General features: G+C 63.4%; 17 protein-coding genes and 1 pseudogene. 10 read left to right on the top strand and 8 right to left on the bottom strand.

Annotated features, from left to right (window positions below; translation table 11 throughout):
* Window positions 1-1,140 precede the first annotated feature (1,140 nt).
* Window positions 1,141-1,579 (bottom strand): annotated as a pseudogene (locus V2S85_RS23740) (transposase); the annotation flags it as partial.
* 214 nt (window positions 1,580-1,793) lie between these two features.
* Here V2S85_RS23740 and hsdR point away from each other — a divergent pair.
* The 4 genes from hsdR to V2S85_RS23760 are packed head-to-tail and all read left to right on the top strand — an operon-like array spanning window position 1,794 to window position 9,302.
* The gene (gene hsdR, locus V2S85_RS23745) at window positions 1,794-5,186 is read left to right on the top strand and encodes a type I restriction-modification system endonuclease (RefSeq protein ID WP_330705274.1); all 3,393 of its coding nucleotides are present in this window, start codon (window positions 1,794-1,796) and stop codon (window positions 5,184-5,186) included.
* Window positions 5,187-5,197: 11 nt separating this feature from the next.
* Window positions 5,198-6,667 (top strand): N-6 DNA methylase, encoded by a 1,470-nt coding sequence (locus V2S85_RS23750; protein ID WP_330705275.1) that lies wholly within the window; start codon window positions 5,198-5,200, stop codon window positions 6,665-6,667.
* Complete coding sequence (locus V2S85_RS23755) at window positions 6,664-8,130, top strand: restriction endonuclease subunit S (protein WP_330705276.1); 1,467 nt, start codon at window positions 6,664-6,666, stop codon at window positions 8,128-8,130. Before V2S85_RS23750 ends, V2S85_RS23755 begins: the two co-directional genes overlap by 4 nt.
* Window positions 8,127-9,302 carry an HNH endonuclease signature motif containing protein gene (locus tag V2S85_RS23760; RefSeq protein ID WP_330705277.1) on the top strand — a complete coding sequence of 392 codons (1,176 nt, stop codon included), beginning with the start codon at window positions 8,127-8,129 and terminating at the stop codon, window positions 9,300-9,302. Before V2S85_RS23755 ends, V2S85_RS23760 begins: the two co-directional genes overlap by 4 nt.
* 576 nt (window positions 9,303-9,878) lie before the next feature.
* On the opposite strand, the gene V2S85_RS23765 is transcribed toward V2S85_RS23760, so the two are convergent.
* From V2S85_RS23765 to V2S85_RS23775, 3 genes are all read right to left on the bottom strand, one after another.
* Entirely contained in the window at window positions 9,879-10,100 is a 222-nt protein-coding gene (locus tag V2S85_RS23765; protein ID WP_330705278.1) for a DUF6527 family protein, read from the bottom strand.
* 113 nt (window positions 10,101-10,213) lie between these two features.
* Window positions 10,214-11,608, bottom strand: a complete 1,395-nt coding sequence (locus tag V2S85_RS23770) for a ThiF family adenylyltransferase (RefSeq protein ID WP_330705279.1) — start codon at window positions 11,606-11,608, stop codon at window positions 10,214-10,216.
* Window positions 11,608-12,720: a multiubiquitin domain-containing protein gene (locus V2S85_RS23775; RefSeq protein WP_330705280.1), complete on the bottom strand. Its 1,113-nt coding sequence runs from the start codon at window positions 12,718-12,720 to the stop codon at window positions 11,608-11,610. Before V2S85_RS23775 ends, V2S85_RS23770 begins: the two co-directional genes overlap by 1 nt.
* 166 nt (window positions 12,721-12,886) lie before the next feature.
* On the opposite strand from V2S85_RS23775, the gene V2S85_RS23780 reads away from it, so the two are divergent.
* From V2S85_RS23780 to V2S85_RS23790, 3 genes are all read left to right on the top strand, one after another.
* On the top strand, window positions 12,887-13,270 hold the full coding sequence (locus tag V2S85_RS23780) for a helix-turn-helix transcriptional regulator (RefSeq protein WP_330705281.1): 384 nt from the start codon (window positions 12,887-12,889) through the stop codon (window positions 13,268-13,270).
* On the top strand, window positions 13,267-14,175 hold the full coding sequence (locus V2S85_RS23785; RefSeq protein ID WP_330705282.1) for an ImmA/IrrE family metallo-endopeptidase: 909 nt from the start codon (window positions 13,267-13,269) through the stop codon (window positions 14,173-14,175). Before V2S85_RS23780 ends, V2S85_RS23785 begins: the two co-directional genes overlap by 4 nt.
* A gap of 879 nt (window positions 14,176-15,054) precedes the next feature.
* Window positions 15,055-16,386, top strand: a complete 1,332-nt coding sequence (locus V2S85_RS23790) for a tyrosine-type recombinase/integrase (RefSeq protein WP_330705283.1) — start codon at window positions 15,055-15,057, stop codon at window positions 16,384-16,386.
* A gap of 228 nt (window positions 16,387-16,614) precedes the next feature.
* Here V2S85_RS23790 and V2S85_RS23795 read toward each other — a convergent pair whose 3' ends face one another.
* The 4 genes from V2S85_RS23795 to V2S85_RS23810 form a co-directional block, all read right to left on the bottom strand.
* Entirely contained in the window at window positions 16,615-17,097 is a 483-nt protein-coding gene (locus V2S85_RS23795; RefSeq protein WP_330705284.1) for an RcnB family protein, read from the bottom strand.
* Window positions 17,098-17,191: 94 nt separating this feature from the next.
* Window positions 17,192-18,520, bottom strand: coding sequence for an ATP-binding protein (locus V2S85_RS23800; protein ID WP_330705285.1), 1,329 nt, complete (start codon window positions 18,518-18,520; stop codon window positions 17,192-17,194).
* Window positions 18,517-19,260, bottom strand: a complete 744-nt coding sequence (locus V2S85_RS23805; RefSeq protein ID WP_330705286.1) for a response regulator — start codon at window positions 19,258-19,260, stop codon at window positions 18,517-18,519. The genes V2S85_RS23800 and V2S85_RS23805 overlap by 4 nt, the downstream gene beginning before the upstream one ends.
* A 92-nt stretch (window positions 19,261-19,352) precedes the next feature.
* Window positions 19,353-19,613, bottom strand: a complete 261-nt coding sequence (locus V2S85_RS23810; RefSeq protein ID WP_330705287.1) for a hypothetical protein — start codon at window positions 19,611-19,613, stop codon at window positions 19,353-19,355.
* Window positions 19,614-19,857: 244 nt separating this feature from the next.
* Between V2S85_RS23810 and V2S85_RS23815 the strand changes: the two genes are divergently transcribed.
* From V2S85_RS23815 to V2S85_RS23825, 3 genes are read left to right on the top strand one after another with little or no spacing between them, the layout of a single operon-like run.
* Window positions 19,858-20,961: an efflux RND transporter periplasmic adaptor subunit gene (locus V2S85_RS23815; protein ID WP_330705288.1), complete on the top strand. Its 1,104-nt coding sequence runs from the start codon at window positions 19,858-19,860 to the stop codon at window positions 20,959-20,961.
* Window positions 20,958-24,059, top strand: coding sequence for an efflux RND transporter permease subunit (locus V2S85_RS23820; protein WP_330705289.1), 3,102 nt, complete (start codon window positions 20,958-20,960; stop codon window positions 24,057-24,059). Before V2S85_RS23815 ends, V2S85_RS23820 begins: the two co-directional genes overlap by 4 nt.
* Window positions 24,056-25,426 (top strand): TolC family outer membrane protein, encoded by a 1,371-nt coding sequence (locus V2S85_RS23825; RefSeq protein ID WP_330705290.1) that lies wholly within the window; start codon window positions 24,056-24,058, stop codon window positions 25,424-25,426. Before V2S85_RS23820 ends, V2S85_RS23825 begins: the two co-directional genes overlap by 4 nt.
* The last annotated feature ends 10 nt before the right edge of the window (window positions 25,427-25,436 follow it).

The raw sequence follows: 25,436 nt of genomic DNA on the forward strand, positions 1-25,436 counted from the left end.
TGAGCAAGCAGCAGCTCGTTCTTCTCGGCCTCGGTCAGAACATGAAGCGGCGGTGGCGGCATCCGTAGGGTGAATCAGCCAATCGACCTCCGCGCAACACTTTTCTGCCAACCCCGTGAGCAATTACTCCGAGAGCACAGTTCCTGCCACTTCGTTACGAACGCTGCCTTGCTGTTGGTGCGCAGCGGCATGACGGGCAGGCCCGCCAACCAGTATAGGGCCGCATGGGCCGCAAAAATTAGGTCAGTCAATTTGAAAATCCCGGCGCGGAATTGCGCTAGGCGGTCCAATTAGACGAAACGGATGGGTGTGCATCAAGTATCTTGGCGTGTTTCTAGGAACAACGCTTAAATAGTTGGTCTTTCCATGAACCACCCCTTCAAGCGTCTTGCGCCGTTCTGCGATTTCTGCTTGCGCGCGTGCCCCTGCGCGCGAAGCTTCGATTGTAAGTGAGAGGCGTGTTTAGGGCGGTCAGATCCCGACAGAAGGGTACCACCCATTTTAATGGCCTGCGGGTTGCCCTGCGGATGACAGGGGGCGGTCGGTCGAAATTAAAATTTTCTGCGTTTTGGGGAAATGCTTTGGCTGAGCATGCCCATCGCTGCAAACGTCAGGGTCAAGATACTCTGCTCCCCTGCTGGACCTGCTACATCTGCAAGTTGCGTTTCTGTAATCATAGATTAGGCTTGAAATAATGACTTTTCCATAGTGTTGGCGGGTGCAAGAAGCGGGCGGATGCACTGTTTGCATGCCGATAGCTTGAACTGTGGGACGGGGCGATAGCTCTGATATTGTGGTAATTTAATGACATCTGGCGGCCTCAAGCCCTCAGTCTGCTTTGTTCCCCTGGTCTGAGCGGCTGGCATCAATGCTGCAGGCAGTCATGACTCGTGTGACCGCTTTTGTCGCAACTGCCTATATGACCCACATTGGCTTCGCACTCGAACCCGTCCTATTCATGAGGCCACCGTATTGCGTTGCGCGGCCTGTGAAACGGCGGCGAGGTGATAGTAGCGAGCGTGATCGTGGGCGCATTCAAGGGGCAAGAGCAATTGGCTTTCGGAGGTTGGTGCTAGGCCGGTTCAGAGTGTGTACGGCAGGGCCCCACCTGCTATGTCGCGGTGGATCGAAGACCGTTGCAAGGGTCCTGAAAAGCCGCGCATCCGAGCAGGCTGAGGCGAAGGCCACGCGGATGCGCATTGTGCTTTCGGTGACACGGGCGGCGACTTTGAGTATACACAGGCGTAATGTGGCGAACTCTGCCGAGGCCAGTGATGGGACGGAATGTCGGATGTGCCATAGCAGCCAGTAAGCGGCGGTATGCAGGATAGCCGCATCTTCTTGGCATTGGCCGAGCAGCATGAGCTGCAGTCGCTGGCAGGCTAGGTTTTTTGTAATATGATCAAGCTTTCAGCCTAGCCGCGTGCGCAGTAGAGCATATTGTAGATGTGTTAGGTCGAGCCTTGGCCCAGTGAGGTAATGACGTAGCGGATGTCCATGCCCAAGATGCTGGCCTCGATCCGGCGAAAATGCGGCGCTGGCGGTTCCAGCTCTTCGCACCGTCGCGAGCCTGGGAATAGGGTCCCGCAAACCGTTTCACCCGCCCCGGTGAATAAGGCAGGGTAAGCAGAAGAACTCCAGGTTTCCAGCGCGGCTGCTCCGTTACGATGCAACTCGCTGGACGAATTGCTGGAAAGGATGCTTGCGGCGGTGTGATCCCATAATCGGGAATGGTTCGCGCACCTGCTGTATTTCGGTCTTGAGTATCAATCGCTTGCCGATAAGGTGTTCACGTGCGTGGGGCGTCACTCAATTTTCGGTTCTTGGACCAAGGCGGCGATGACCGGCTAGTACGACTTGCTACTTTGGCGGAGCGCTATTTTCGGGATGACGCGCCTTCCGCGCTCGCCAAGCTGCGCACCTTCGCCGAACTGCTCGCCAAAGAGGTGGCGGCTGCCCATGGGGTACTTCCGGCAGGTAGCCCCAGCTTCGATGACGTGCTCTTCGCCCTGCGCAGACGGTCTGAACTGCCTCGGCAGGCGGCAGACCTGTTCTACCACCTCAAGCAGGCGGGTAACCGGGCAGTTCACGAGGAGGCGGGCACTGCTTCAGACGCGCTCACGGGCCTGAAGTTTGCGCGTAGTCTCGCAGTCTGGTTCTACCAAACCTACCGCAACCAGCCCAACTTCAAGCCCGGCCCCTTCGTGCCTCCCGTGCCGCCCGAGGACATGACTGAACACCTCCAGCAGGAGATGGAGGCCCTCCGCGAGCAGGTTGCCGCTTCTCGTGACGCGGAGGCGCAGGCGCGGCTTGCAGCGTCTGATGCGGAAGCGGCGAGAGCCGAGGCGGCCAGATTGGCCGACCAACGCGACGACGAAAGACAGTTCTGGGAGCAATACGCCTCCGAAACCGAAGCCAAGACGCATGAGGCTGAAGCCCAGATCAAGCGATTGCAGGAGCGTGCAGCCGCCAAGCCGCCGGTCCAACTCGACCTGCTGGCAGCCGTTGCAGCTTCGTCGGCGGAAAAGATCGAACTCGACGAGGCTTCTACCCGCGTGCTGATCGACGAGGCGCTAAGGGCGTCCGGTTGGGAGGTCGACAGCGTCGTCCTTCGGCACGCCGCAGGTGCTCGACCTGTCGTGGGACGTAACATGGCCATTGCGGAGTGGCCCACTGAGACAGGTCCTGTCGATTACGCCCTATTCGTAGATGGGCGCTGCATTGGCGTGGTGGAGGCAAAGAAAGGGTCTACGGACGTTCCTGGGCGATTATCGCAGGCCAAGCGCTACGCGCAGGGTATCATCCTCAGCGAGGACGAGCAGCCTCTTGGCGGGCCATGGGCGCAGGGGATGGACCTGTTCCGTGTACCGTTCATGTTCGCGACCAATGGCCGCCCTTACGTCAAGCAATTGGCCACTAAGTCCGGCATCTGGTTCTGGAACGCACGGACCGGAGAGGCTCCAAAGGCGCTGGCCGAGTGGTTCTCTCCGCGCGATCTCGACGAGCGGCTTCAGCAAGCGGTCGGTGACCCTGCGTCGGTACAGGCTGGGCGCGAATTGGGCGTCTCCGGCCTGCGGCCCTACCAAGTCGATGCGATAAGTGCCGTAGCGGACGCCATTGGGGAAGGGCAGCAGTCTATCCTCCTTTCCATGGCGACCGGCACGGGCAAGACGCGCCTCGCCATCGCGCTCATGTACGAGCTGCTGCGCGCCAAGCGGTTCCGCCGCATCCTCTTCCTCGTCGACCGCAACGCCCTCGGGCGGCAGACCCTCGACGCGATGGCCACAACGGACACGCAGGGCTTCCTCAAGTTCAGCGATGTGTTCAACGTGGCCGATCTGGCGATCAAATTCCCCGAGGCCTCCACGCGCGTTCAAGTAGCGACGGTGCAGGCCATGGTGCGTCGCCTGTTCGACGAGCCGGGGCCGGAACGCCCCACGCCCGGCACCTACGACCTTATCATCGTGGACGAGGCACACCGGGGTTACACGCTGGATGCGGAACTGCGCGAGGACGACCTCGGCTTCCGCACGCTCGACGACTACCTTTCTGCCTACCGCCGCGTGCTGGACTACTTTGACGCGACCACCATTGCGCTCACTGCCACGCCTGCACTGCACACCCGCGAAATCTTCGGGCCGCCGGTCTACTCCTACGGTTACCGACAGGCTGTTATCGACGGCTACCTGATCGACCACCGCCCCCCGCGCCGCATCACCACTGCGCTCAGTCAGACCGGCATCAGTTTCGAGCAGGGCGAAGAAGTTACAATCATCGACCCGAAGACCGGCGAAGTGAACCTGTTCGACCTTGAGGATCAGGTCGACTTCGAGGTCGCCCAGTTCAACCGCAAGGTCTACACTGAGCCGTTCAACAAGGCGGTGGCCCAAGCCATAGCCGTCGAATGCCCGCCTCAGCAGCCCGGCAAGACGCTCCTGTTTGCCGCGCGGGATGACCATGCCGACATCCTCATAAAGGCGCTCAGGGAAGCTCTGGAGGAAGAATACGGCCCCCAGCCGCACGACATCGTGGCCAAGATTACCGGCAGCGTGGACAAGCCGCTGGATGCGATCAAGGCCTTCAAGAACGACCCGCGCCCCAAGTACGTCGTCACCGTCGATCTGCTCACCACCGGTATCGACGTGCCTGCGATCACCAACCTTGTGTTTGTGCGTCGCGTGAATAGTCGCATCCTGTACGACCAGATGATTGGTCGAGCCACGCGCCGCTGCGACGAGATCGGCAAGGCCTACTTCCGCATCTTCGACGCGGTAGACATCTACGCCAACCTCCAGGACTTCACCGACATGCGCCCCGTGGTCGTTGACCCGGCGCTGTCCTTCACCGACCTTGTCCGCGACCTCGAACGCGCCCCGCAGGATGCCGACAAGGCCATCGTGCGCGACCAGATCGTCGTGAAGCTGCGCACCGCGATCAAGCGGCTAGACGAGGAGCGCCGCGAGGCTCTCGAACAGGTGCTAGGACCGCTCAAGGACCTGCCGGACACCCTCAAGGATGCCGACCCAGCTGACACACTTGCCCTGTTCCGGCAGCACCCCTCGCTGGCCAAGGTGCTCGACGCGCCCCGCAAGAAGGGCAAGGGTGACGGCATTTACGTTTCCGAGCACGAGGACGAATTGATCTCGGTCGAGGATGATTTTGGCGACAAGGCGTCGCCTGCGGACTACATTTCCGGCTTTGAGGCCTATGTGAAGGCCAACATGAACCTCGTCCCAGCCCTAATCGCTGCCACGCAGAAGCCGCGCGACCTGACGCGGGCTGAGCTACGCGAAATCGCGTTGCTGCTCGATGCGCAGGGCTATTCCGAGGCGGCCCTGCGCCAGGCTTATGGTCGCGCCCGCAATGCCGACATCGCTGCCCACATTATCGGCTTCGTGCGTCAGGCTGCGCTGGGCGATCCGCTCGTGCCCTACGAAACCCGCGTCGAGAACGGCGTGCAGAAAATCCTCGCCAGCCGCGACTGGACGTCTGCGCAGAAGCGCTGGCTGAACCGCATCGGGCGCGCCCTAAAGGAACAGCCCGTCGGCGATCCGGTCATGCTTGCCGATGGGGCCTTCGCTCAGAACGGCGGCTTCACCGAGATCGACAGGGAATTTGACCACAAGCTTTCCGACGTGCTCATGGACCTCAACAGCGCCATCTGGGATAGCGGCCAGGCCGCTTAGGAGAGTACCCCTTGAACCCCGCTTCCGACCTCGTCACCAAGCTGTGGCGTCTGTGCACGTTGCTCCGCAAGGACGGCATTACCTACCAGCAGTACGTTACCGAGCTGACCTACCTGCTGTTCCTGAAAATGGCGTCCGAGCAGCATGACGAAGGCAAGATCCCCGCAGCCTACCGCTGGAGCGCCATCAAGGCCGCGAACGAGGCCGAGGTGCTCCAGAACTACCGCAAGGCGCTGGTGGACCTCGGAGACCCCGAAAAGGTTGCGGACCGCTCCATTGTCGCGATCTTCCAGAACGCCACCACCGTCGTGCGCGAACCGGCCACGCTCACCCGCCTGATCGAGGCCATCGACGGTCTGCGCTGGTTCACTGCCGAGCGTGATGCCTTCGGAGATGCCTACGAAGGTCTCCTCCAGAAGATGGCCGAGGAGACTAAGCGCGGGGCGGGGCAGTACTTTACCCCGCGCGTGCTGATCGAGGTCATGGTGGAGCTGATGCAGCCCCGCCCCGGCGAGGTGATCCAGGACCCGGCCTCGGGCACGGGTGGCTTCCTCATTGCCGCCGATCATGCCATGCGCGAGGCGACAGACGACTACTTCGAACTGTCCCCAGCGCAGCAGAAGTTCCAGCTCGGCCAGGCCATCCGGGGCATCGAGAACGTGCCCGATACCTTCCGCCTACTCCTGATGAACCTGCACCTGCACAAGATCGACCCGGACAACATGGTCCTGGGTGACAGCCTGTCCCCCAAGGGCAGCGCCCCGCAGTTCAAGAACGCCGACCTCATCCTCTCCAACCCGCCCTTCGGTCCCGCTGGCGGCCCACCCACGCGCGATGACCTGACGATCACTTCGCGCGTCTCCTCTTTCCAGTTGCCCTTCGTGGAGCACATCGTGCGGGCGCTCAGGCTCGGTGGCCGCGCGGCGGTGGTCGTGCCCGACAACGTCCTGTTCGACGATGGACGGGGCAAGGAACTGCGCAAGCGCATCATGAGCTGGTGCAACCTCCACACCATCCTGCGCCTGCCCACCGGCATCTTCTACGCGCAAGGGGTCAAGACCAACGTCCTGTTCTTCACCCGCGCCGACGAGGAAGCTCCGATCACCGACGCGACCGAGGCCGTCTGGATCTACGACATGCGCTCGGGCGCGCCTGCCTATGGCAAGACCAACCCCCTGAAGCGCGGCGACTTCACCGACTTCGTTGCCTCCTTCGGCCCCGACCAGCTGGGCCTCGCCCTGCGCACCGACACCGGCGAGGAAGGCCGCTTCCGACGCTTCACCCGCGAGGAAATCGCGGCGCGCGGCGACAACCTCGACATCACCTGGCTCAAGGACACCAGCGACGAGGCTGAGGATGGTCTCGACACGCCCGAGGACATCGCGGCGGCTATCGAAGGGCACCTGATGCTGGCGCTGGAGGAGATCGGGGCGCTAGTTGGCGAGTTGACTGGCGATGTTGAAGCGGAGGTCGCTGCGTGAGCCTTCCAGATGGTTGGGTCGCAGTACCGCTTGATGAGTTGACTTCGAAGATCGGCAGTGGCGCAACGCCACGCGGTGGCCGCGAAGCCTATGGCGGAGGCGAAATTCCGCTGATCCGCTCCATGAATGTCCACTTCGCAGGTTTCGATCCTGAGGGGCTAGCCTTTCTCAGCCAAGCGCAAGCAGACGGGCTTGCAAATGTCGTCGTTGAAGAAAGCGACGTCCTGTTGAACATCACCGGGGCCTCGATTGGCCGGGTGTGCCTAGCGCCACCGAGCATGGCAGGTGCCCGCGTGAACCAGCACGTTTGCATCATCAGGCTGCGAGAGGTGTTGGCGCGATACGTTCAAAGCTACTTGGCGTCGCCAAGTATGCAGCAGTTCATACTCTCCGAGAACTACGGCCTCACCCGACAGGCCCTTACTAAGGGCATGATCGAGACCATTGGCGTGCCACTCCCCCCGCTGCCCGAACAGCGCCGCATCGTCGCGAAGCTGGACGCGCTGACCGCCCACCTCGCCCGCGCGCGGGCGGAACTGGATCGGGTGCCCGTCCTCGCGGAGCACTTGCGGCAGTCCTCGGTCGTGGCCGCCTTCAAGGGCGAACTGAGTGCTGCTTGGCGTAATGAGAATGCCGACGTCGCGAAGACCAGTCCGGTCGATCTTGATGCCGCATATGAAGCGGTAGCGGGCCAGAAGCGCCGGAAAGCTGCCGCTGCAATTGACTGGCAGCCAGACGTGAAATTGCCGCCGCACTGGCGTTGGGTATCTGTCGACGAGGTGCTCGGAGTTGTGCAGTACGGCTCCTCCGCGAAGACAAGCGACGCCAGCGACGGTGTGCCTGTCCTGCGTATGGGGAACATCCAGCGAGGCGAACTCGATTGGGGAAACCTGAAATACCTGCCAGCCGAACATGCCGAATTTCCAAACCTTTTCCTTGAGCCGGGAGATGTGCTGTTCAACCGGACCAACAGCTTTGAATTGGTCGGCAAGAGCGCGGTGTTCAGAGGGCATGAAGCGCCAGCATCCTACGCCTCTTACCTGATCCGTCTAAGGTGTTCAGGCATCCTGCCGGGGTTGCTGGTCTTCTACCTGAACTCGCCATTTGGCCGTGCTTGGGTTGGGCAAGTGGCAAGTCAACAAGTGGGACAAGCGAACGTCAACGGCACGAAGCTGAAGGGGCTTGGTATCCCGTTGCCGCCTGAGGATGAGCAGCAGGAAATGGTGCGTATTCTTACAGACGCCTTCGCCCGCGCCGACCGCATGGAAGCCGAAGCTGCCCGCGCCCGCGCGCTTATCGACCGGCTGGAGGCCGCGCTGCTCGCCAAGGCGTTCCGGGGCGAACTCGTCCCTCAGGACCCGGCCGACGAACCTGCCAGCGCCCTCCTCGCCCGCTTACGCACTCAGCGCGCCGCCGCCCCCAAAGCCAAGCGCGGTCGCAGACCGAAGGAGGCCGCAGCATGATCGAACCCACCGCCGATGTGTGCCTTCTGACCCCGGTGCCGCTCGTGCATCTCCAATCGGGCGCTGCCATGCCGACGGTCGAAGATCTGGTGGTCTTCGGGACAAATGCATGGGAGGTTTTGCGAGACCTTCAGCAAGGCATCGACCCTGAACACCCTGTCGATGCCCTCTTCTATGCGTCCGAAGACCCTGCACCGGGCAGCCCTATGGCAACCTATCGCGCTCGCTTTGTCGAGTACCGGGAAGCCAGGAGCGGCAAACCGGGGAAGGATTGGAAGCCATACCGACCTCCCAGCACAGAGCAGGATGGGGCTTTTGCAGGCTTTTATGCGGTCCGTGGCCTGCACCGGCTCTCAAGTCCCGTTGAAATAGGCAAACTGCCCAAGAGGGGAGGAACAGGGCTGTTGGCCCATGGTTTTGTTCCAAAGGGGCCATTGGTCATCGACACTCCATTCCCCTTGCCTGGCGACGAGTTGCCTGGCGACGAGCCAGCAGGATCATGGGAGCCGAGCGTCAAAGATTTTCGACATGCGCTAGAAGCGGCTGCGCAGATGAGCGATGACGAGTTGCGAGCTGCCACCTTGGGAAGCCAAGGCCCTAAGTCCTATTTTATCCGGTACAAACACCGCGTTTTTGGCCTGAAAACAATCGCGCGGCTTGTGTTCGCGCAGAACGGCCGTCTTTGGGGTGACCCGTCGAAGCCGCAATCGGCGAAGCTGGCTAGGATGCTGCGACCGCACTTTGAAGTTCTGCACATTACCGAAGAGACCGAAGCTCAGAGACTAGAGCGTCAGCGCGAAATGGTCTCTCGGCTATCTAGGCCGGGGCAAGCGAAATTTCGGACAGACCTGCTGAACTTGTTTTCGACCACTTGCCCCGTGTCCGGCTGCTCGACGCGGGACGCACTTGATGCTGCACATATCCAAAGCGTGGGCGATGATGGCGATGACCGCCTTGAAAATGGCTGGATACTAAGGGCAGACTTGCACCGGCTTTTCGATGCCAAGCTCATGTCGGTGCACCCCGAGGCAGGTACTCTTCACTTCTCCAAGTCGTGCCTAGCTGACTACAGAGATTTTGAGGGCAAAAATCTGAAGTTCCCGCCTAAGGGGCCGATAGCTGCAACATTCGCGACGCATTGGGCCACTTTTATCAATCAACAAAAAGAGTGATGGCAGGGCCGGACGGCAATGCCGCTCCGTGCATCGTCACCTTTGCGGCTGGGGGCAACTGCGGGTCCCAGCAGGCTTACTGCCGTTGGACGTTCGGTAGCGACTGTCTGATGTTGTGGCGCGCTTGCTGGGTACGCCCTCGACAGGCTCAGACTGGTGGGCGCATCGTAACTGACTCTGCGTTGCACGAGAAACTGACTCTACGTTGCATAGTTACTCGGGCTTGCCACGGTCAATCAGAGCTACGGGAAGGCCGGATCAGCGTGAAGCCCTCAAGTTTGCGCAGCGCCGATTGTGCCATGCACTTCGTTTCGATCGATGCTCGTTGGAACCATCGCTTAGCGATGGGCTCTCTCAATTGAAGCCCGACCGCGTAGTCCTGAGCGTATGGGTATCTCGAAAGTAAATGACCGGCTCGGGCCGGTAGGCGACTGTCTGGTTCGGAACCGGGTCGCGGGGATAGCTGACGCTCGCGCGGAGTCGGCTGGGGACCAACACACGCCGTACCGACGCGATACTGGGAATGTCCGCTCGCGCCGGAAGCGGCCAATCGCAACGCTGATACTTGCCGGGCAGTTACCGACACCAGCGAACGCGGCCGTTGATCACCCAATAGTGAGCGCGACACCCCGACTTGCGCCACACAGATGGCGAAAGGCTCGGACGGCCTTTGGCGTCGAGCGTCAGCGTCCATCGCGGAGTGGCCTCCGCCAGCAGCATCAGTTCAACCGTATCGCCGCAACCGCACGGGCACTTCATGCCGATGCTCCACGCCTCGCCATCGTCTTCGGCCAGCATCAGGTCGCGCCGGGGCAGTCTTGCGGGCAGAATGTCAGAACCGGACCGCAGCAATCGACGCCGCGGACCCAGGCGCTCCCTGGCGTCACGCCACCATCGGCTGAGCCATCCAATCATGGCTTCGTCGCCCGCAGCGCCAATGCCGGCAGGCCAAGCAGCGGCTCGCGCGCGCCGCGCCCGAGGAGTGGGTTCGGTGCCTTGTCGAAACTGTCTTCGGCAAATAAGTCCTCGTCGCAGCCTGCCAAGCTGAAACGGGTCCGAGCATAATTTCGGTTGGGCTCCAGCCGGAAGGGATAGGCCCGCAGGATGAACTCATTCATGCTCGCCGCGGCCGCGCGCATATTGAGGGTGATGACAGCGGGGGCTTCCTCGACAATCCCTTTGAGATATCCCGCCTCGATCTCGTGCGCATGCTCGGAAGGCGCAACACGGCGGAGATATTCGGCCCGCAGCGTTTCGGGTGTGTAGACCTTGCGGTCGCCAAGCGTCGCGCCGCCCGGCTGGACATAGTCTATCCGGCCTACCGCATCGGCGATCGCGACGGTGCTCGCGTTGGCCCGGACAGGGATCACCACGCCCACATCAATCAGCGGGCTCAGAAAAGCCGAAGCGATCAGGTCCGCCATGTACCGCGCGTCGAGCGTATCGACGCAGCAGAAGATCACATCGCCCTGGCTGGCGGCAATCACGGCCGCGCGCGCGTCGATCGACTTCGGCAGGGGGATCGCCACGCCCTCACCGCGATAGGCGGTGATTGCCGCGCTGAAGGCGTCGACTTTCAGACGTTCGGCCGCAGCATCGGCAATGGTCGTGTTCAGGATACGATTGAGGTTCTTCCGCTCCACACGATCGAAGTCAATCAAGGTGACGCGACCAAAGCCCAGCCGGGCTGCCTGCTCAGCATTGATCGACCCCGTCCCGGACACACCGATGATGACGGCGTGCAGGCGACCAAGCTCCTGGGTCATGCCGCTCGTGAAGGCGATCGGCTTATTTGAAGGGCCGCCGAACCCGGAGGTATCTGCCCACCAGTAGTGCAGATCGTCCCCAGCGACGGTGACCAAATCGACCGGGCTAGCCTTCAGATCGGGACCGTACAGCCGGGCGCGGATCGCGCCATCGGGCGTCATGATCGCAGAACCATGCAGATCACCATAGGCCTGAAACAGGCTCGACATGGTGATTGCATCGCTGGCGTCATCGACTTCGGAAAAGGCGAAGAGACCACCGGGGTGCGAATGCAGGAGGATGATCGCCAGCCCTTCGACCTCGCCCTTGTCGATTGCCTTTTCCAGATAGGCACCCGGCCAAGTGATAGCGTCTCGTACCCGGCGCGCGCACGCGTCGTGCGGCACGGGAATCATTTCACGCACAACAAGTTTGAGCCGGGGACCAGGTGTCCGGGCGCACAACAGGATGGTCGCGGCTTCGAAGCCATCGCCCGGAAAAAGGTGGCTGCGGGCCTCGCTATGGTGGATGCCGGCGAGGGCCAAGGTGCTGGCCGGCATCATTCGCCAACTTCCTTCGCCAAGGCAGCTTCGACCAGAGCGAGTTGCGTCACGACGTTGTCGACGGCCGGGTTCCAGCCGACTGCGCCGCGATTGCGCGACCAGCCGTGGAACTCCTTCTTGCGGATCGTGCCGCGCATCTGCGTGCTCGGAATCTCGCGCCCCGAAGTCAGCTGGAGCGGCGGATAAACGTAAAAGCCATAGATTTGCGCAGCCGGATAGGTCGGCGGCACTTCCAGCGCGAGGAGCGTGTGCGAAACCGCATAGCCCGTCGGCACGGGATAATTGTGGATGACCAGCCAGCGGCGCTGGTCACCCTCTTCAATCGTTTCCCAGCGCAGCTTGAGGCGGTCCAGATACTCGGCATCCGCGTCCAGCAAAGCAAAATCCCGGCGAGGCGCCGGAGGCGCCTCCCCATTACCGACATCACGCGGGCTCAGACGCAGCTTCTCGATGCCTGGGGTTTCTAGATCGAGGACCGTATCGAGCTGGACCTCACGCTTAGGCGCGCCGGCCACCTTGAAATAGATGTGCCACGGCTTGGTCGTGTCGAACCCGGCCTGAGCCATCGCCGCTTCAGCGGTGATGGTCGACGTCGCAGCCTCGATCACGACGCCGTGAACATTGAGCTTCCAGTGCTGCTTGCGCGAGATGAAAGACTCGATTCCCTGGCGATCGAGATCGACGAGATCCCGGTCATCGATCAGGCGATCGGGCTCATCGATCCGCTCCAAGTACAAGGCCTCGTCGCGCGGCACCTTGCCGAGCTTGCGCACGACAGCGCCAGTCGCGACGCGCGCCGGCCAGTCAAAACGCTCGCGGTTAACCGAGAACAGATAGAGGCGATCGCTCTCCACGATGATGAAACGGCCATCGTCATGGCGCAGGTCGACCACCTCGTCCGGGCGGATCGTTTCGAGGGCGCCATCGGCAAGCATCTGGAGGACGATGGCCGTGTCGGGCGGCTTGAAGCCCGCTGCCTTCGCCAGCTGCGTGCCGGTCGGCGTCAGGTCGGTGATCGCCACCGATCGGAAGGTGAGGGTGTCGTCTGCCACTTCGATGGTGTGACGGTTATCGCCGCGGCTGAACGCGGCATCTGCAGTGGTGCCCATATTAAATCTCCAGAGCATCGCCGGTCCATTCGCCGGTGCCGCTAATGATATTGAGCGGTCGCTAAGGATGTCAAGCACCTCCTTAGCAGTCCGCTTGACAAAATTAGCAGCCGGCTTAAGGTGTCATCGCTCGGACTCCGCGTCCGGCTATCATCAAGGAGGACAGATGAGTGATGAAACAGACAGTGATACGGGGCGGCCCAACAAGCTGGGCGACTATCTCAAAAGTGTGAGACAATCGCTCGGCATGTCCCTTCGCGACGTCGAGGAGGCGACGGAGAAGGAGGTCAGCAATGCATATCTGAGTCAGTTGGAGACAGGAAAGATCACCAAACCCTCGCCGCACATATTGTTTGCTTTATCGTCGGCATTGGGTGTGGCGTACGAGGCATTGATGCAGCTGGCGGGCTATATCGCACCCGCAGGCGATCGTGCTCCCGGCGTGAAGCACGGCCGAGCGGCCACCTTCGCGATCGAAAACCTCTCAGCAGATGAGGAAAAGGCGCTTCGCGATCACCTCGCCTTCATTCGTTGGAAAGATAAGAAATGACCTTGCGCCCGGACGATTGCACTTTGACCCAAGGTGAGTTTGCGAAAGTCCGGGCGGAGGCCGAAAGGGCACTACGCGAAGCCGGCGCGTTGGGCGTGTTCCCGACCCCGATCGATCACATCCTGAAAGTGGCGAAGGTCGAAGAGGTCAAGGAAGATGTCCTCAACCCAAGCTTTGTCGAAAAGATGCGTGCCAAGGCGGGCGGCTTTTTGAAAAGCGCGGTCAGCAAGGTGATTGGCCTGTTTGACGCGGTCGCAGGCCTGATCTTCCTCGATCACTCGCTATACCTGCCGAAGAGGCGCTTCGTCACATTCCACGAAGCCGCACATGGGTTCCTGCCCTGGCAGCGCGGCATGTACAAAATCGTCGAAGATTGTGAGATGGCGCTGGAGCCGGAGACGGCCGAACTGTTCGACCGTCAGGCGAATGTTTTTGCCGCCGAAGTGCTGTTTCAGCTCGACACCTTCGCGACGATGGCGGCCGACGAAAAGTTCAGCATCTGGACGCCGATCGGATTGGCCAAAAAGTTTGAGGCGTCGCTGTACGCCTCGATCCGTCAGTATGTGTCGAAAAATCATCGCCGCTGTGCCGTGCTCGTCCTCAACAAGCCCGAACTTATCGAAGGCGACGGATTCCGCACCTCTTTACGTCGCGCTATCCAATCTCCGACGTTCACTGAAGTCTTCGGCCAGCACGCCTGGCGTACCGTATTTACGCCTGACGATGAATTTGGCGCGTTGGTGCCGCTTGGCTCACGACGGGCGTCGGGAAAGCGCGGGATGTATCTGACCGATGCGAACGGCGATCGGCATGACTGCGTGGTAGAAGCTTTCACCCAAACACATCAGGTCTTCATTTTGATCCACTGTGTAAAGACCCTCGGTCCGCCTGCGATCGTATTCTGATCGGAGTAACGGCATCGTCCGGCAAATCCTATCGCATATCGGCGCGGCAGCTTTCGGCAAGTTGCGAACCTACAAGCGGTCGGAATGATCCGGCCCATATGCCGCTGCAATTACTGGACGGTAGGATAACGCCGAACGTCGGCTCCTGACGGGACCGGTCACCCGGCATGTCGCGAAGGAACGACTGCTAAGTCCTAGGCCAGGTCATAGCTGAAGGTCAGCTTTCTGGCGCTCGATAGCTGGAACCGAGCGGCAAGGATGGGCGCACAGCCGCCAACACGCCCCAGGAAACCGGGCATCTTGCCTCTAAATATGAACGGCCCTCACCGCTGGCTGCGGTATCCCAATGCTCGGACTGCTGTCAGGTGCAAACAATCACTGTGTTCGGAGGTGGGGGCCTGATTTAGATCGGCTATGCGTTAGAGCGCCGATTTCGGGGGAAACCAGTTCGCGTTGGCGGGGGACAGCAACCCTGGTACTATGTCCTGCCGGGCGACGGACAGGTAACCCAGTCACGCGCTCTGCGGACCTGATGCACGTGTGATCGAGGGGCGGCAATTCGAATACACCTGCCCTCGATTGCAGCACCAAGAACAAGATTGAGGGTTACCTTGAGGGTCAGGTAGCCCACGCGATGTGGAAATGCCCGGAAAGCAGGGCTTCTAGCCAACCATCAGCGAGGACACCCTCTCCGCCAAGAGCCCTTCCAGAACGGTCCACAAAGGACCACCTGGATGGACTTTTTCTCCCTGATTACCGACGTTTAGCACGCCTGTTCGGCTCCGGCCGTCCGTACCCGTCCATGCCCTTCCAGCGCTCTGGAAGCACGCAAACGTGGTACGCGGCGTCCAAAAACGTGGTACTTTTTGGAGATCGCAGATGCTCACTGAAGCGAAGGTCCGCGCGGCAAGGCCGCGCCCAAAACCCTACAAGCTCACCGACACCAATCGACTGTTCCTGCTCGTCACGCCCAGCGGAGGAAAACTCTGGCGATGGGGCTACACGTTCGATGGCAAGCAAAAGGGGATGGCATTCGGCGCCTATCCGCTTGTCACGCTTTCCGACGCACGGGCAAAACGCGATGAAGCCTACACCACGCTGTGCGAGGGTCGAGATCCCACCATCGCGAAGAAACTGCGGGTCGAGGCCAACCTCGAGGCGGAGCGCCAGACATTCGAGCGGGTCGCCCGGGAATGGCACGCAAATGCGAAGGCCCAGTGGGCGGCTGTCCACGCCAGCGATATTTTCCGCAGCCTCGAGCGCGACGTCTTCCCCTTGATCGGCGAGTTCCCGATCGCGAGCCTGACACCGCCTCATGTGCTTGGCGTTCTTCGAGCGATCGAGCAGCGCGGCGCGATCGAGACCGCCAGGCGCGTACGCCAACGCATATCCGCCGTTTTCATCTATGCGATCGCCCAGGGCATCGCGCAAAACGATCCGGCCGAAAAGCTCGGCGCTGTCCTCAAGCCGCTGCGAAAGGGCCGCCAACCGGCGATCACCCAGATCGAGCCCCTGCGCACGATGATCGTCGCCGCCGAAGGCGACTATGCTCGCCCCATCACCCGCCTGGCCCTGCGCCTGCTTGCACTCACCGCAGTGCGGCCGAGCGAGCTTCGCGGGGCGCTCTGGGCCGAGATGGAGGATCTCGATGGTCGCGAACCGCTGTGGCGCATCCCCGCGGCACGGATGAAAGGCGATCTCGATCGCAAGGACGAGATCGATGGCGATCACCTCGTTCCCCTCACGCCCCAGGCGGTGGGCGTGCTCAGGGCGCTGTGGCCGCTCACCGGCGGGGGCAAGTTCGTGTTCCCCAGCACCCGCCATGCCCACAAGCCCATGAGCGAGAACGCAATCGGCTATCTCCTCAACCGGGCAGGCTATCACGGTCGCCATGTCCCGCACGGTTTTCGCGCAGCCTTCTCGACGATCATGAACGAGTGGGCGGAGCGGGAAGGAAAGAGCCATGATCGCAAGGTCATCGATTTGATGCTTGCCCATGTTCCCAAGGAAAGGGTCGAGAGCGCTTACAACCGGGCAGCCTACCTTCCTCGCCGCCGGGAATTGGCCGAGGTGTGGGCCGGAGTGTTGACCGATGGCTTGCCCGATCCGGCCTCGCTGCTCGCCGGGCCCGCAAAGGAAATAGGGTTGCACTCGCGTCGGCGCATGCTGCCGATCATTGAGGCAGAGTTTCGCTTCCCAGCGCGGACGTAGTTTATTCTCCGGCGCCTAAAACGTTGCTGGCTGAGCCGAGGGAGGGCAAGGATTGCTACCGACCCTTCCTTCGGCAAACCGGCCGTTTGCGACCCACGTCCAGACGTCGTTAGCCAGGATCCTGAACGTCTGCTCCCGACCGGAGCAGACGTTCAGGATAACCCGGTCCATGGTAGCTTTAAGCGGGTTACGAACACCGGCGTCGGCTGTCGCACCGAGCTGGACTGATCACCAGCCCCCGGCGACGGACTGCACGATCACCCCGCTGGACATCCTGATGAGCACGAAATTGGTTCCCGCATAGAACCATCCATGGCCCGCCGGCGGCGGGGCAAGGCCGAAGCCGATAGGGTTGACAACGACATAGCGTCGCATCGCGCCCGGCAACGTATGCCCCACCACCCAGGTCGTGTGGACGTAAGCACGCGGGATCGCATAGTATCCGTGGCCAGGCGCGAAGTAGTAGCCTGCACGCGGCCCGTGGTAATGCACGAAAGAAGGATGGCCATGCCACCAGCCGGCGCGGCTGCGATCGACGACGACCGTGCGGCTGTGGACGGCGCCGTTGCCGGTTCGCACTACTGTATGGCGCACAACCTGAGCTTCGGCCTGAAACGGTATGACAGCTGCCACCAGTATCGCCGCCGGGCACAACCCGGCGATGGCAAGGCGGACATGGTCCGTCAGGGGCTTGAAAGAGAGAGGCTTCATGTTGGGACTCCTTGCTGAGGAGTCTTCTGTCGACCTGCCGTGCATCGTTCGTGCAGTGTGCTTGTAACAGTTTTTCTCAGCGAAACAGAGCGATCTATTCGCCGCAGCGCAGGGTAAGGATCGCGCGAAAGCCGCCTTCCTTGCGATTTTCCAGCTGGAGGTCACCCTCGTAGCGGCGGGCCAGCGCCTGGACTATCGAGAGGCCGAGGCCCACGCCGCCGGTCTGGCGCGCGCGTGATGGCTCCAGGCGTTCGAAGGGTTGCAGCAGGCGCGCAAGGTCCTGGTCAGGCACGCCAGGGCCGTCATCTTCCACGAGGATGTGGATGCGTGTCTTTTCCACCTGCACCCGCACATGCACCCTCTCGCCGCCATAACGCACGGCATTGTCGAGCAAGTTCGCCATCATGCGCTGGAAGGACAGGTGCGATGCCTTGACGACGATCGCCTCGCCGATTGGCGTGATCTCGATGTTCTGGTCGACGCGGCTGCGCTCCATGGCGACGGCGGCCAGTTCGGTGCGGACCTCGCAGGTGGCGAGTTCGGTATCGCTGGTTGAGGATTCGCGGGCGAAGGTCAGCGTGTCGCTGAGCAGATCGCGCATCTCCTCGACATCCTTGCCTGCCAGTTCCCGCTGGCGGGGATCGTCGATGAATTCGCGGCGCAGGTCCATGCGGGTCAGGTACGTGCGATAATCATGGGCGATCGCCGCCAGCATGCGGGTGCGCTCGTCGATCATGCCGCGCAGGCGCGCCCGCAATTGCCGGATCGTCTCGCCCAGTTCGATGATCTCGCGCGGGCCGGACTGTTCGAACTCGTCCAGCTCGTCGCGTCGAACCGCAGCGGCGAGCCGCTCGACCGGCCGCGTGGTCTGCCCTGCCAGCCACAGAATGACGAGCACGTCCAGAACAGCGACGATGATGAGAAACAGGATGAAATTGTTGAGAATCTTGGTGACGGGCGCGGTCACCTTCTGCTCGACGGCCAGCGCCTGACCGCCGGGCAGTTGCACGACGATCCGGATCGGACTGCGGGTGAGGCCGGGCTGGCTGTCGAAACTGCGAGCCCCCTCGACACCGAACACCTGCACGCGAAACGGGCGGCCGCCCAGCGCATCGCGATAGCGCAGCAGCGTCTCGGGGGTGACGGCACCAGGCATCGGATCGGGCAAGCGCGGCCGCAGGCTGACGGTGAGCGTGAGGTCGGAAAATGCCCGGGCAAGATCGCCGTGCGTTTCGGGCGGGGTGCGTTCGAACGCAGAGGCGATCAGCGCGACCTTCACGGGGTCCGGCAGGCGGTAGAACGGATTCATCCGGCTGGCATCGGTCTGTTGCACGAAGATGGTGATGACCGCGACCATCGCCAGCAGGTGCAACAGGACGATCGCGGCGATGCGGTCACGCAGGCGAAGGGGCCGCAGCTTCATGATCGGGTCACGCCCGGCGCGAAGAGATAGCCGTCGCCGCGTACGGTGCGGATCATCGCCGGATCACGCGGATCGTCGCCCAGCTTGCGACGCAGGCGGCTCATCTGCACGTCGATCACGCGGTCCACGGGGTTGGCGTGCCCGCCGCGTGTCCAGTCGATAAGCAACTCGCGCGAAAGCACGCGGCGCGGATGCAGCAGCAGGGCGTGGAGGAGGTCGAACTCGCTGGTGGTCAGGGACACAGGCTCGCCCACCGGATTGGTGAGGTCGCGGGGGCCGAGGCGCAGTAACCAGCCGTCGAAGCGGAAGTTGTCGCCGGCTTCCTCGCCGACGGCGGTGTCGATGTCGCGCGTACGGCGGATGATCGAGCGCAGCCGCGCCAGCAGTTCGCGCTTGTTGAAGGGCTTGGCGAGGTAGTCGTCGGCGCCGATCTCCAGCCCGATGATGCGGTCGATGGGATCGTCCTTGGCGGTGACGATCAGGATCGGCAGGCGCGGCAACTGCACGCGCAGACGGCGGCAGATGTCGAGACCGTCCTCGCCCGGCAGCATCAGGTCCAGGATCAGGCAGTCGAGCCGGGCAAGCACGGTCTCCTCCAGTCCGGCGGAGCTTTCGAAGGCGAGCACGTCGAACCCCTCGCGCGTCAGCAGCGCCTGTACTAGATCGCGGATGCCGGGATCGTCCTCGACGATGGCGATGGTGCCCTGATGAGGGGGCGATGCCTGCGCTTGAGCCGTCATGTCCTCGCTTTTTCCCTAGCAGAGCCGAAGTTCGCCTGAAACCGGGCAATGCCCCCGGAAGCGCGATAGCACGCTTCCCGGGGGCATGCGGATCACTTGCCCCGCTTCGCGGCGGCGGCGCGCAAATCCTCGGGCGTCACCTTGCCGTCCTTGTCGGCGTCGATCATCGAAAAGCCGCGCTCGCGGCGACCGGCCGCCTTCCATTCCTCAAGCGAGATCGCGCCGTCGCCGTTGGCATCGGCCTTGGTGAACATCTCCTTGGCCTTGGCGGCCTGCTCGGCGGACTGGGCGGTTGCGGGCACGGCGGACAGGGCCGCTGCGGCCAGGCCCAAGACAGTGATAAGGCGCTTCATTTCGGTTTCCTTCGTTGGTCATCGCTCGAAATGCGAGCTGTGTCCAATCTAGGCGGGGCGCGGCGATGCCGTTCGCGACGAACATGAAGACACATTGCAGTTTGTAACGGCCGCCGAAAGCGCCCGGGCGCCGCGATTTTCCCAGGGCTGGCCCGGGATGGCCGTAATAAACTGTTACAATCACCGCGACCGACTGTTGCGTGCCTCATCCATTCCCCTGGCCTTCGATTGCAACGGGCGCGCCTTGGCCGCCTTCGCCCATGGGGACAAGATGGTACGCCTTGGCTACATCATATCGGTTGCCGCGATCCTGCTTTCCGCCTGCCAGCAGGAAGCGCCGGTCAAGGACGAGCGGCGGCCGGTCGCCGTCATGACGGTCGCGGAAGCACGCGGCGGCGCGAGCATGCGCTATGCCGGGGAGATCCGTTCAGCGTTCGAGAGCCAGATCGGCTTCCAGGTCGCGGGCCGCATCGTCGAGCGCACGATAAACCTGGGCGACACGGTGCATGCCGGGCAGACGCTGCTGCGCATCGACGGGGCCGACTATGCCCGCGCGCAAGCCAGCGCCGCCGCGCAGGCCGGCGCCGCGCGGACGTCCGCAGCGGCCCAGCGCGCCGATCTTGCCCGATCGCGCGAACTGCTTGCCAAGGGGTTCATCTCTCCAGCCGAGTTCGACCAGCAGAAGGCCTCCACCGCGCAGGCCGATGCCCAGCTGCGCGCGGCCGCGGCGCAGAGCGGCACCGCTTCGGCCCAGCTCGCCCGCACGGTGCTCAGCGCCCCGCGCGCGGGCGTGGTGACGCAGATCCAGGGCGAGGTCGGACAGGTCGTGGGTGCCGGGCAGACCATCGTGACGATGGCCGATACCACGCAGCCCGAGATCGCCGTCTCGCTGCCCGAGGGCGGCCTCGCCGCCGTGCGCGACGCAGCGCGGTTTTCGGTCACCGTCTGGGGCGATCCGGGCAAGAGCTACCCCGCCCGCCTGCGCACCCTGTCCGGCGCGGCCGATCCGGCGACGCGCACGTTCGCCGCGCGCTTTTCGATCGACGCGCCCGCCGGTGCCTTGCTGATGGGAGAGACCGCCGAACTGCAGCTTCACGGCAAGTCCATGGGGCGCGCGGTTCAGGTGCCGCTCACCGCCGTCGTTGAGACCAACGGCAAGGCGCGGGTCTGGGTTCTCGACCGCAGAGCCATGACCGTGCGCCCGCGTGACGTGCGCATCGGCGCGCCGCAGGGCGAGACGCTCACCGTGACTTCCGGGCTCAAGCCGGGAGAGGGCGTGGTGACGGCCGGCGTCCACTTGCTGCATTCCGGCGAGAAGGTCCGCATCGCCAAGGTGCCCACGTCGTGAGCGGGTTCAACCTTTCGCGCTGGGCGCTGGCGCACCAGCAGTTCGTCGGCTTTCTCGTCGCGATCGCGGCGGTGGCGGGGCTGCTTTCCTACATGTCGCTGGGACGCAAGGAAGACCCGGAATTCACCGTCAAAACGATGATGATCACCGTCGGCTGGCCGGGCGCAAGCGCCGACCAGATGGCTGAGCAGGTCATCAAGCCGATCGAGACGGTGCTGGGCGAGAACATCCCCGAGATCGACTATGTGAAGAGCAAGGCCCGGCCCGGCCAGGCGACGCTCAACGTCACGCTGATCTCCACCGTCAAGAGTAGCACGATTCCCGACGTGTGGTACACCGTGCGCAAGACGGTGACCGACCACCGCGGCGATCTTCCCGAGGGCGTCGTCGGTCCCAGCTTCAACGACGAGTTCGGCACCACTTACGGCAACATCTATGCCATCACCGGTGACGGTTTCGGCTACCCTGTGCTCAGGCGTTACGCGGAGACTTTGCGCGACCGGGTGCAGGAACTGCCCGACGTCGCCAAGACCGAACTGATCGGCGAGCAGGACGAGGCGGTCTACGTCACGTATGACAGCGCGCGCCTCACGATGTCGGGCATCACTTCGCAGGCCATCGCCGATGCGCTGGGCACCACCAATGCGGTCGCCGCGTCCGGCATCGTCGAGAGCGGGGCGGAGCGGGTGCGCCTGCAGGTGACCGGCGACTTCGGTTCGGTGGCGGACATCGCCGCGACGCCGATCGTCGTCGAGGGCCATAGCGTGCGGCTGGACGCCATCGCCAAGGTCGAGCGCGGGCCGGTCGATCCCGCGACCTTCTCGATGCGCTTTGGCGGCAGCGACGCGTTGGGCGTCGGCATCAGCTTGCGTTCGGACGGCGACGTGGCGCGCCTGGGCAATAACCTGAAGGATACCGTCGCCGCGCTGCAGGCCGAAATGCCGGTAGGCGTACAGATCCACACCGTTTCCGACCAGACCCGAGTAGTCGACGAGTCGGTGGGCGAATTCACCCGTTCGCTGATCGAGGCGATCGTCATCGTCCTTGCGGTCAACTTCCTGTCGCTCGGCTGGCGGCCGGGAATCGTCGTCGCGCTGTGCATTCCGCTGGTGCTGGCGATGACCTTCGCCTGCATGCTTTACATGGGGATCGACCTGCAGCGCATTTCGCTGGGCGCGCTGATCATCGCGCTGGGCCTGCTGGTGGACGATGCGATCATCGTGGTGGAATCCATCGCCACCCATCTCGAGGCGGGATGGACGCGGAAGCGTGCGGCGGTCAGCGCTTACGGCGTCACCGCCGTGCCGATGCTGGTGGGCACGCTCATCACCGTGGCCGGGTTCCTGCCCATCGTCATGTCGCAGGCCACCGCCAGCGAATACGTCAAATCGCTGTTCCAGGTGATCGCCCTGTCGCTGGTGCTGTCATGGATCGTGGCGGTGATCTTCACCCCGTTCCTGGCCTGCCACCTGCTGCCCCAGCGCCCCAACGCGCGCGACGATGCGCCCGAGCCCGACGAGCAGTACGGCGGCCGGTTCTACGCCTGGTTCCGGCGTGTGCTGGACCGTTGCCTGCATCGCCGCAAGACGGTGGTAGCGGCGGCGGCAGCAGCCTTCGTGGCCTCGATCTTGCTGTTCCAGTTCGCGGTGCCGCGCCAGTTCTTCCCGGCGTCCGACCGGCCCGAACTGGTCGTCGACCTGCAACTTTCGCAGAACGCCAGCATCGCCCAGACCAAGGCGGTCGCGCAGCGGATGGAGAGGTTGTTGAAGCCTGACAGGCGGGTGCTTTCCGTCACCAGCTACGTCGGCGGTGGCTCCCCCCGCTTCTATCTCCCGCTCAACGTCCAAACGCCGGACATCACCTTGGCCGAACTCGTTCTGCAGACCAGGGACGAGCAAGCGCGCGAGGACATGATCGAAAGCCTGCACGAGATGCTTGCCGTCAACTTCCCGGAAGTACGCGGCCGCGTCAGCCGACTGGAGAACGGCCCTTCGGTGGGCCAGCCGGTGCAGTACCGCATCGCCGGGCTGCAGCTCGCCGATATCGTCCCCGTCGCGAAGAAGCTGGAGAACATCCTGCGCGCCGACAGCCACACGCGGGACGTCAACAGCGACCTTGGCGAACCGCTCAAGGCGATCCGCGTCGATCTGGACCAGGACAAGGTACGCAGTCTGGGGCTATCCACGCAGGCCGTGCAGCAATCGCTGCAGGCGGCCATCGCCGGCGCCGGGACCACCAGCTTTCGCGACCGCGATCTGGGTCTCGACGTGATCCTGCGCCTGAGCAAAGCCGAGCGCACCGATCCCGGTCGCATCGCCAGCCTGCCTATCGCCACGCTAAACGGCCCCGTGCCGCTTTCGCAGCTGGGCCGCGTCTCGGCCTCCAGCGAACCGGCGGTGCTGTATCAACGCAACCGATTGCCGACGATCACCCTTTCCGCCGATGTCGAAGGCGAACAGGCCACCGACCTGACCAAGCGAATCGAACCGCAGATCGCCGCGCTCAGGAACGAACTTCCAGCGGGCGCGTCGATCGTCAACGGCGGCTCCGAGGAGCAGAGCGCGATCAACCAGCGCGCCACGATGGCCGCGGTGCCTTTCGCGATGTTCGTGATCGTCGTACTGCTGATGCTGCAGCTGCAGAACGTGCCGCGTATGCTGGTGGTACTGGCGACGGGGCCACTGGCGCTGATCGGCGTGGCGTTGATCATGGCCGCGTTCCGCATCCCGTTCGGGTTCGTTGCGATGCTGGGATCGCTGGCGCTGTTCGGGATGGTACTGCGCAATTCGGTGATCCTGATCGCGCAGATCGACACGCTTTCGGGGCATACGGTTTCGGGCCGGAGCCTGACCATGCGCGAGGCGGTGCGCGAGGCCGCCGTCCACCGCCTGCGCCCGATCATGCTGACCGCGCTTGCCGCCATTCTCGCGATGATCCCGCTCACCCGCTCGACCTTCTGGGGGCCGATGGCGTGGGCGATCATGGGCGGCCTGATGGTCGCCACCATACTTACCCTCATCGTCCTGCCCGCGCTCTACGAACTGGTCTTCGACCGCCCGCAGCGCCCGCGTGCCGACGGACAGGAGCTTTTGCCGTGAACCGCCTGATCCTGATGACCACCGCTGCCCTGTGCGCAGCGCCCGTAACCCTGGCGCCGCAGCCCGCTCACGCCACCGGCCTGATGGAGGCGTGGGCCGCCGCTGCCCGACATGATCCCGACCACCAGGGCGCCAAGGCGCAGCGCGATGCGGGCGAGGAAGCGGACGTGCAGGCGCGCGCGCTCAAACGGCCAAGCGTGCAATTCCAGGGCAGCTACCAGTACACCGCCACCGAAACCAACGCGCAACTGCCCGAGGATCTCGACCCCTATTTCACCGGCGGGCGCAGCAGCGGCCGCGCCAGCGTGGGCGTTCAGGCGGTGCAGCCGCTCTACGACGCCTCGAAGCGCGCACAGGCCATCCAGCTGCACGAAAAGGCTGCCGGATCTCGCGTGCAGTTCGAGGGCGAGGAGCAGCAGCTTGTGTTGCGGGTGGCGCAGGCCTACTTCACGTTGCTCTCGGCGCAGGATGACCTGGCGGCCAGTCGCCGTCAGGTCGATGCCGCCGAGGAACAGCGCCGGGGCGCCCAGGCACGCTTCGATGCCGGACGGGCACGCATCACCGACGTGCGGGAGGCCGAGGCGAAGCGCGACGCCGGAGAAGTCCAACGGATCGCGGCGGAATCCGACCTCGCCTACGCGCAAGCCGCCTTTACCGAACTGACCGGACTTCCTGCCGAAGGGCTGGATCGTCCCGCTGCCGATTTCACGCCGCCGCTGCCGGTGCTTGCCCTCGAAGATACGCTGGAGCAGGCCGAAACCGACGCGCCCGCCGTGCGCGCGGCGCAACACAGCTCCCGCGCCGCCGGAGCCGAGGTTGATCGCTATGGCCTGTCCGGGCGTCCGGTGGTGGAAGGCGTCGCCGGCTATCAGGGGCAGTACCGGCTTGGCGGCGAAAGCGGCAACGGCATCATCCCCGACCGCATCCAGAGCGCATCCGTGGGCCTGCGCCTGACGGTGCCGCTCTATACCGGCGGGGGCATCGCATCCAAGGAGCGCGAGGCGGAGGCCAACACCACCAAGGCGCTCCGTGATGTCGATGCCGCCCGGCGCGATGCCCGGTTGCAGGCGCGCAAGGCCTGGTATGCGGTCGCCAACGGCGCGCGCCGGGTCGCGGCGCTGGGCACCGCGCGCGGGTCGGCCGGGCTGCAGCAAGACGCGGCGACGATCGGCCGCGACGTCGGCATCCGCACGCAGAACGACGTGCTCAACGCGCAGAGCCAGAACATCGACACCGAGCGTGACCGTCTACAGGCGATCTACGACTACATGCTCGCACGCCTGCAGCTCTATGCGGCGACCGGACGGCTGGGCGAAAGCGAGCTGGCGGACGTTGGCCGCCTGATGCAAAGAGGCGCGCCAGGCTGATCCGGCGCGC

It is taken from the genome of Novosphingobium resinovorum, assembly GCF_036352595.1.
In the GTDB taxonomy this organism is placed as follows: Bacteria; Pseudomonadota; Alphaproteobacteria; order Sphingomonadales; family Sphingomonadaceae; genus Novosphingobium; species Novosphingobium resinovorum_B.

Coding starts and splice junctions, on each gene's coding strand:
- V2S85_RS23760 (WP_330705277.1), top strand. CDS start 8,127: ATGATCGAACCCACCGCCGATGTGTGCCTTCTGACCCCGGTGCCGCTC.
- V2S85_RS23765 (WP_330705278.1), bottom strand. CDS start 10,100: ATGCTGGCCGAAGACGATGGCGAGGCGTGGAGCATCGGCATGAAGTGC.
- V2S85_RS23770 (WP_330705279.1), bottom strand. CDS start 11,608: ATGCCGGCCAGCACCTTGGCCCTCGCCGGCATCCACCATAGCGAGGCC.
- V2S85_RS23775 (WP_330705280.1), bottom strand. CDS start 12,720: ATGGGCACCACTGCAGATGCCGCGTTCAGCCGCGGCGATAACCGTCAC.
- V2S85_RS23780 (WP_330705281.1), top strand. CDS start 12,887: ATGAGTGATGAAACAGACAGTGATACGGGGCGGCCCAACAAGCTGGGC.
- V2S85_RS23785 (WP_330705282.1), top strand. CDS start 13,267: ATGACCTTGCGCCCGGACGATTGCACTTTGACCCAAGGTGAGTTTGCG.
- V2S85_RS23790 (WP_330705283.1), top strand. CDS start 15,055: ATGCTCACTGAAGCGAAGGTCCGCGCGGCAAGGCCGCGCCCAAAACCC.
- V2S85_RS23795 (WP_330705284.1), bottom strand. CDS start 17,097: ATGAAGCCTCTCTCTTTCAAGCCCCTGACGGACCATGTCCGCCTTGCC.
- V2S85_RS23800 (WP_330705285.1), bottom strand. CDS start 18,520: ATGAAGCTGCGGCCCCTTCGCCTGCGTGACCGCATCGCCGCGATCGTC.
- V2S85_RS23805 (WP_330705286.1), bottom strand. CDS start 19,260: ATGACGGCTCAAGCGCAGGCATCGCCCCCTCATCAGGGCACCATCGCC.
- V2S85_RS23810 (WP_330705287.1), bottom strand. CDS start 19,613: ATGAAGCGCCTTATCACTGTCTTGGGCCTGGCCGCAGCGGCCCTGTCC.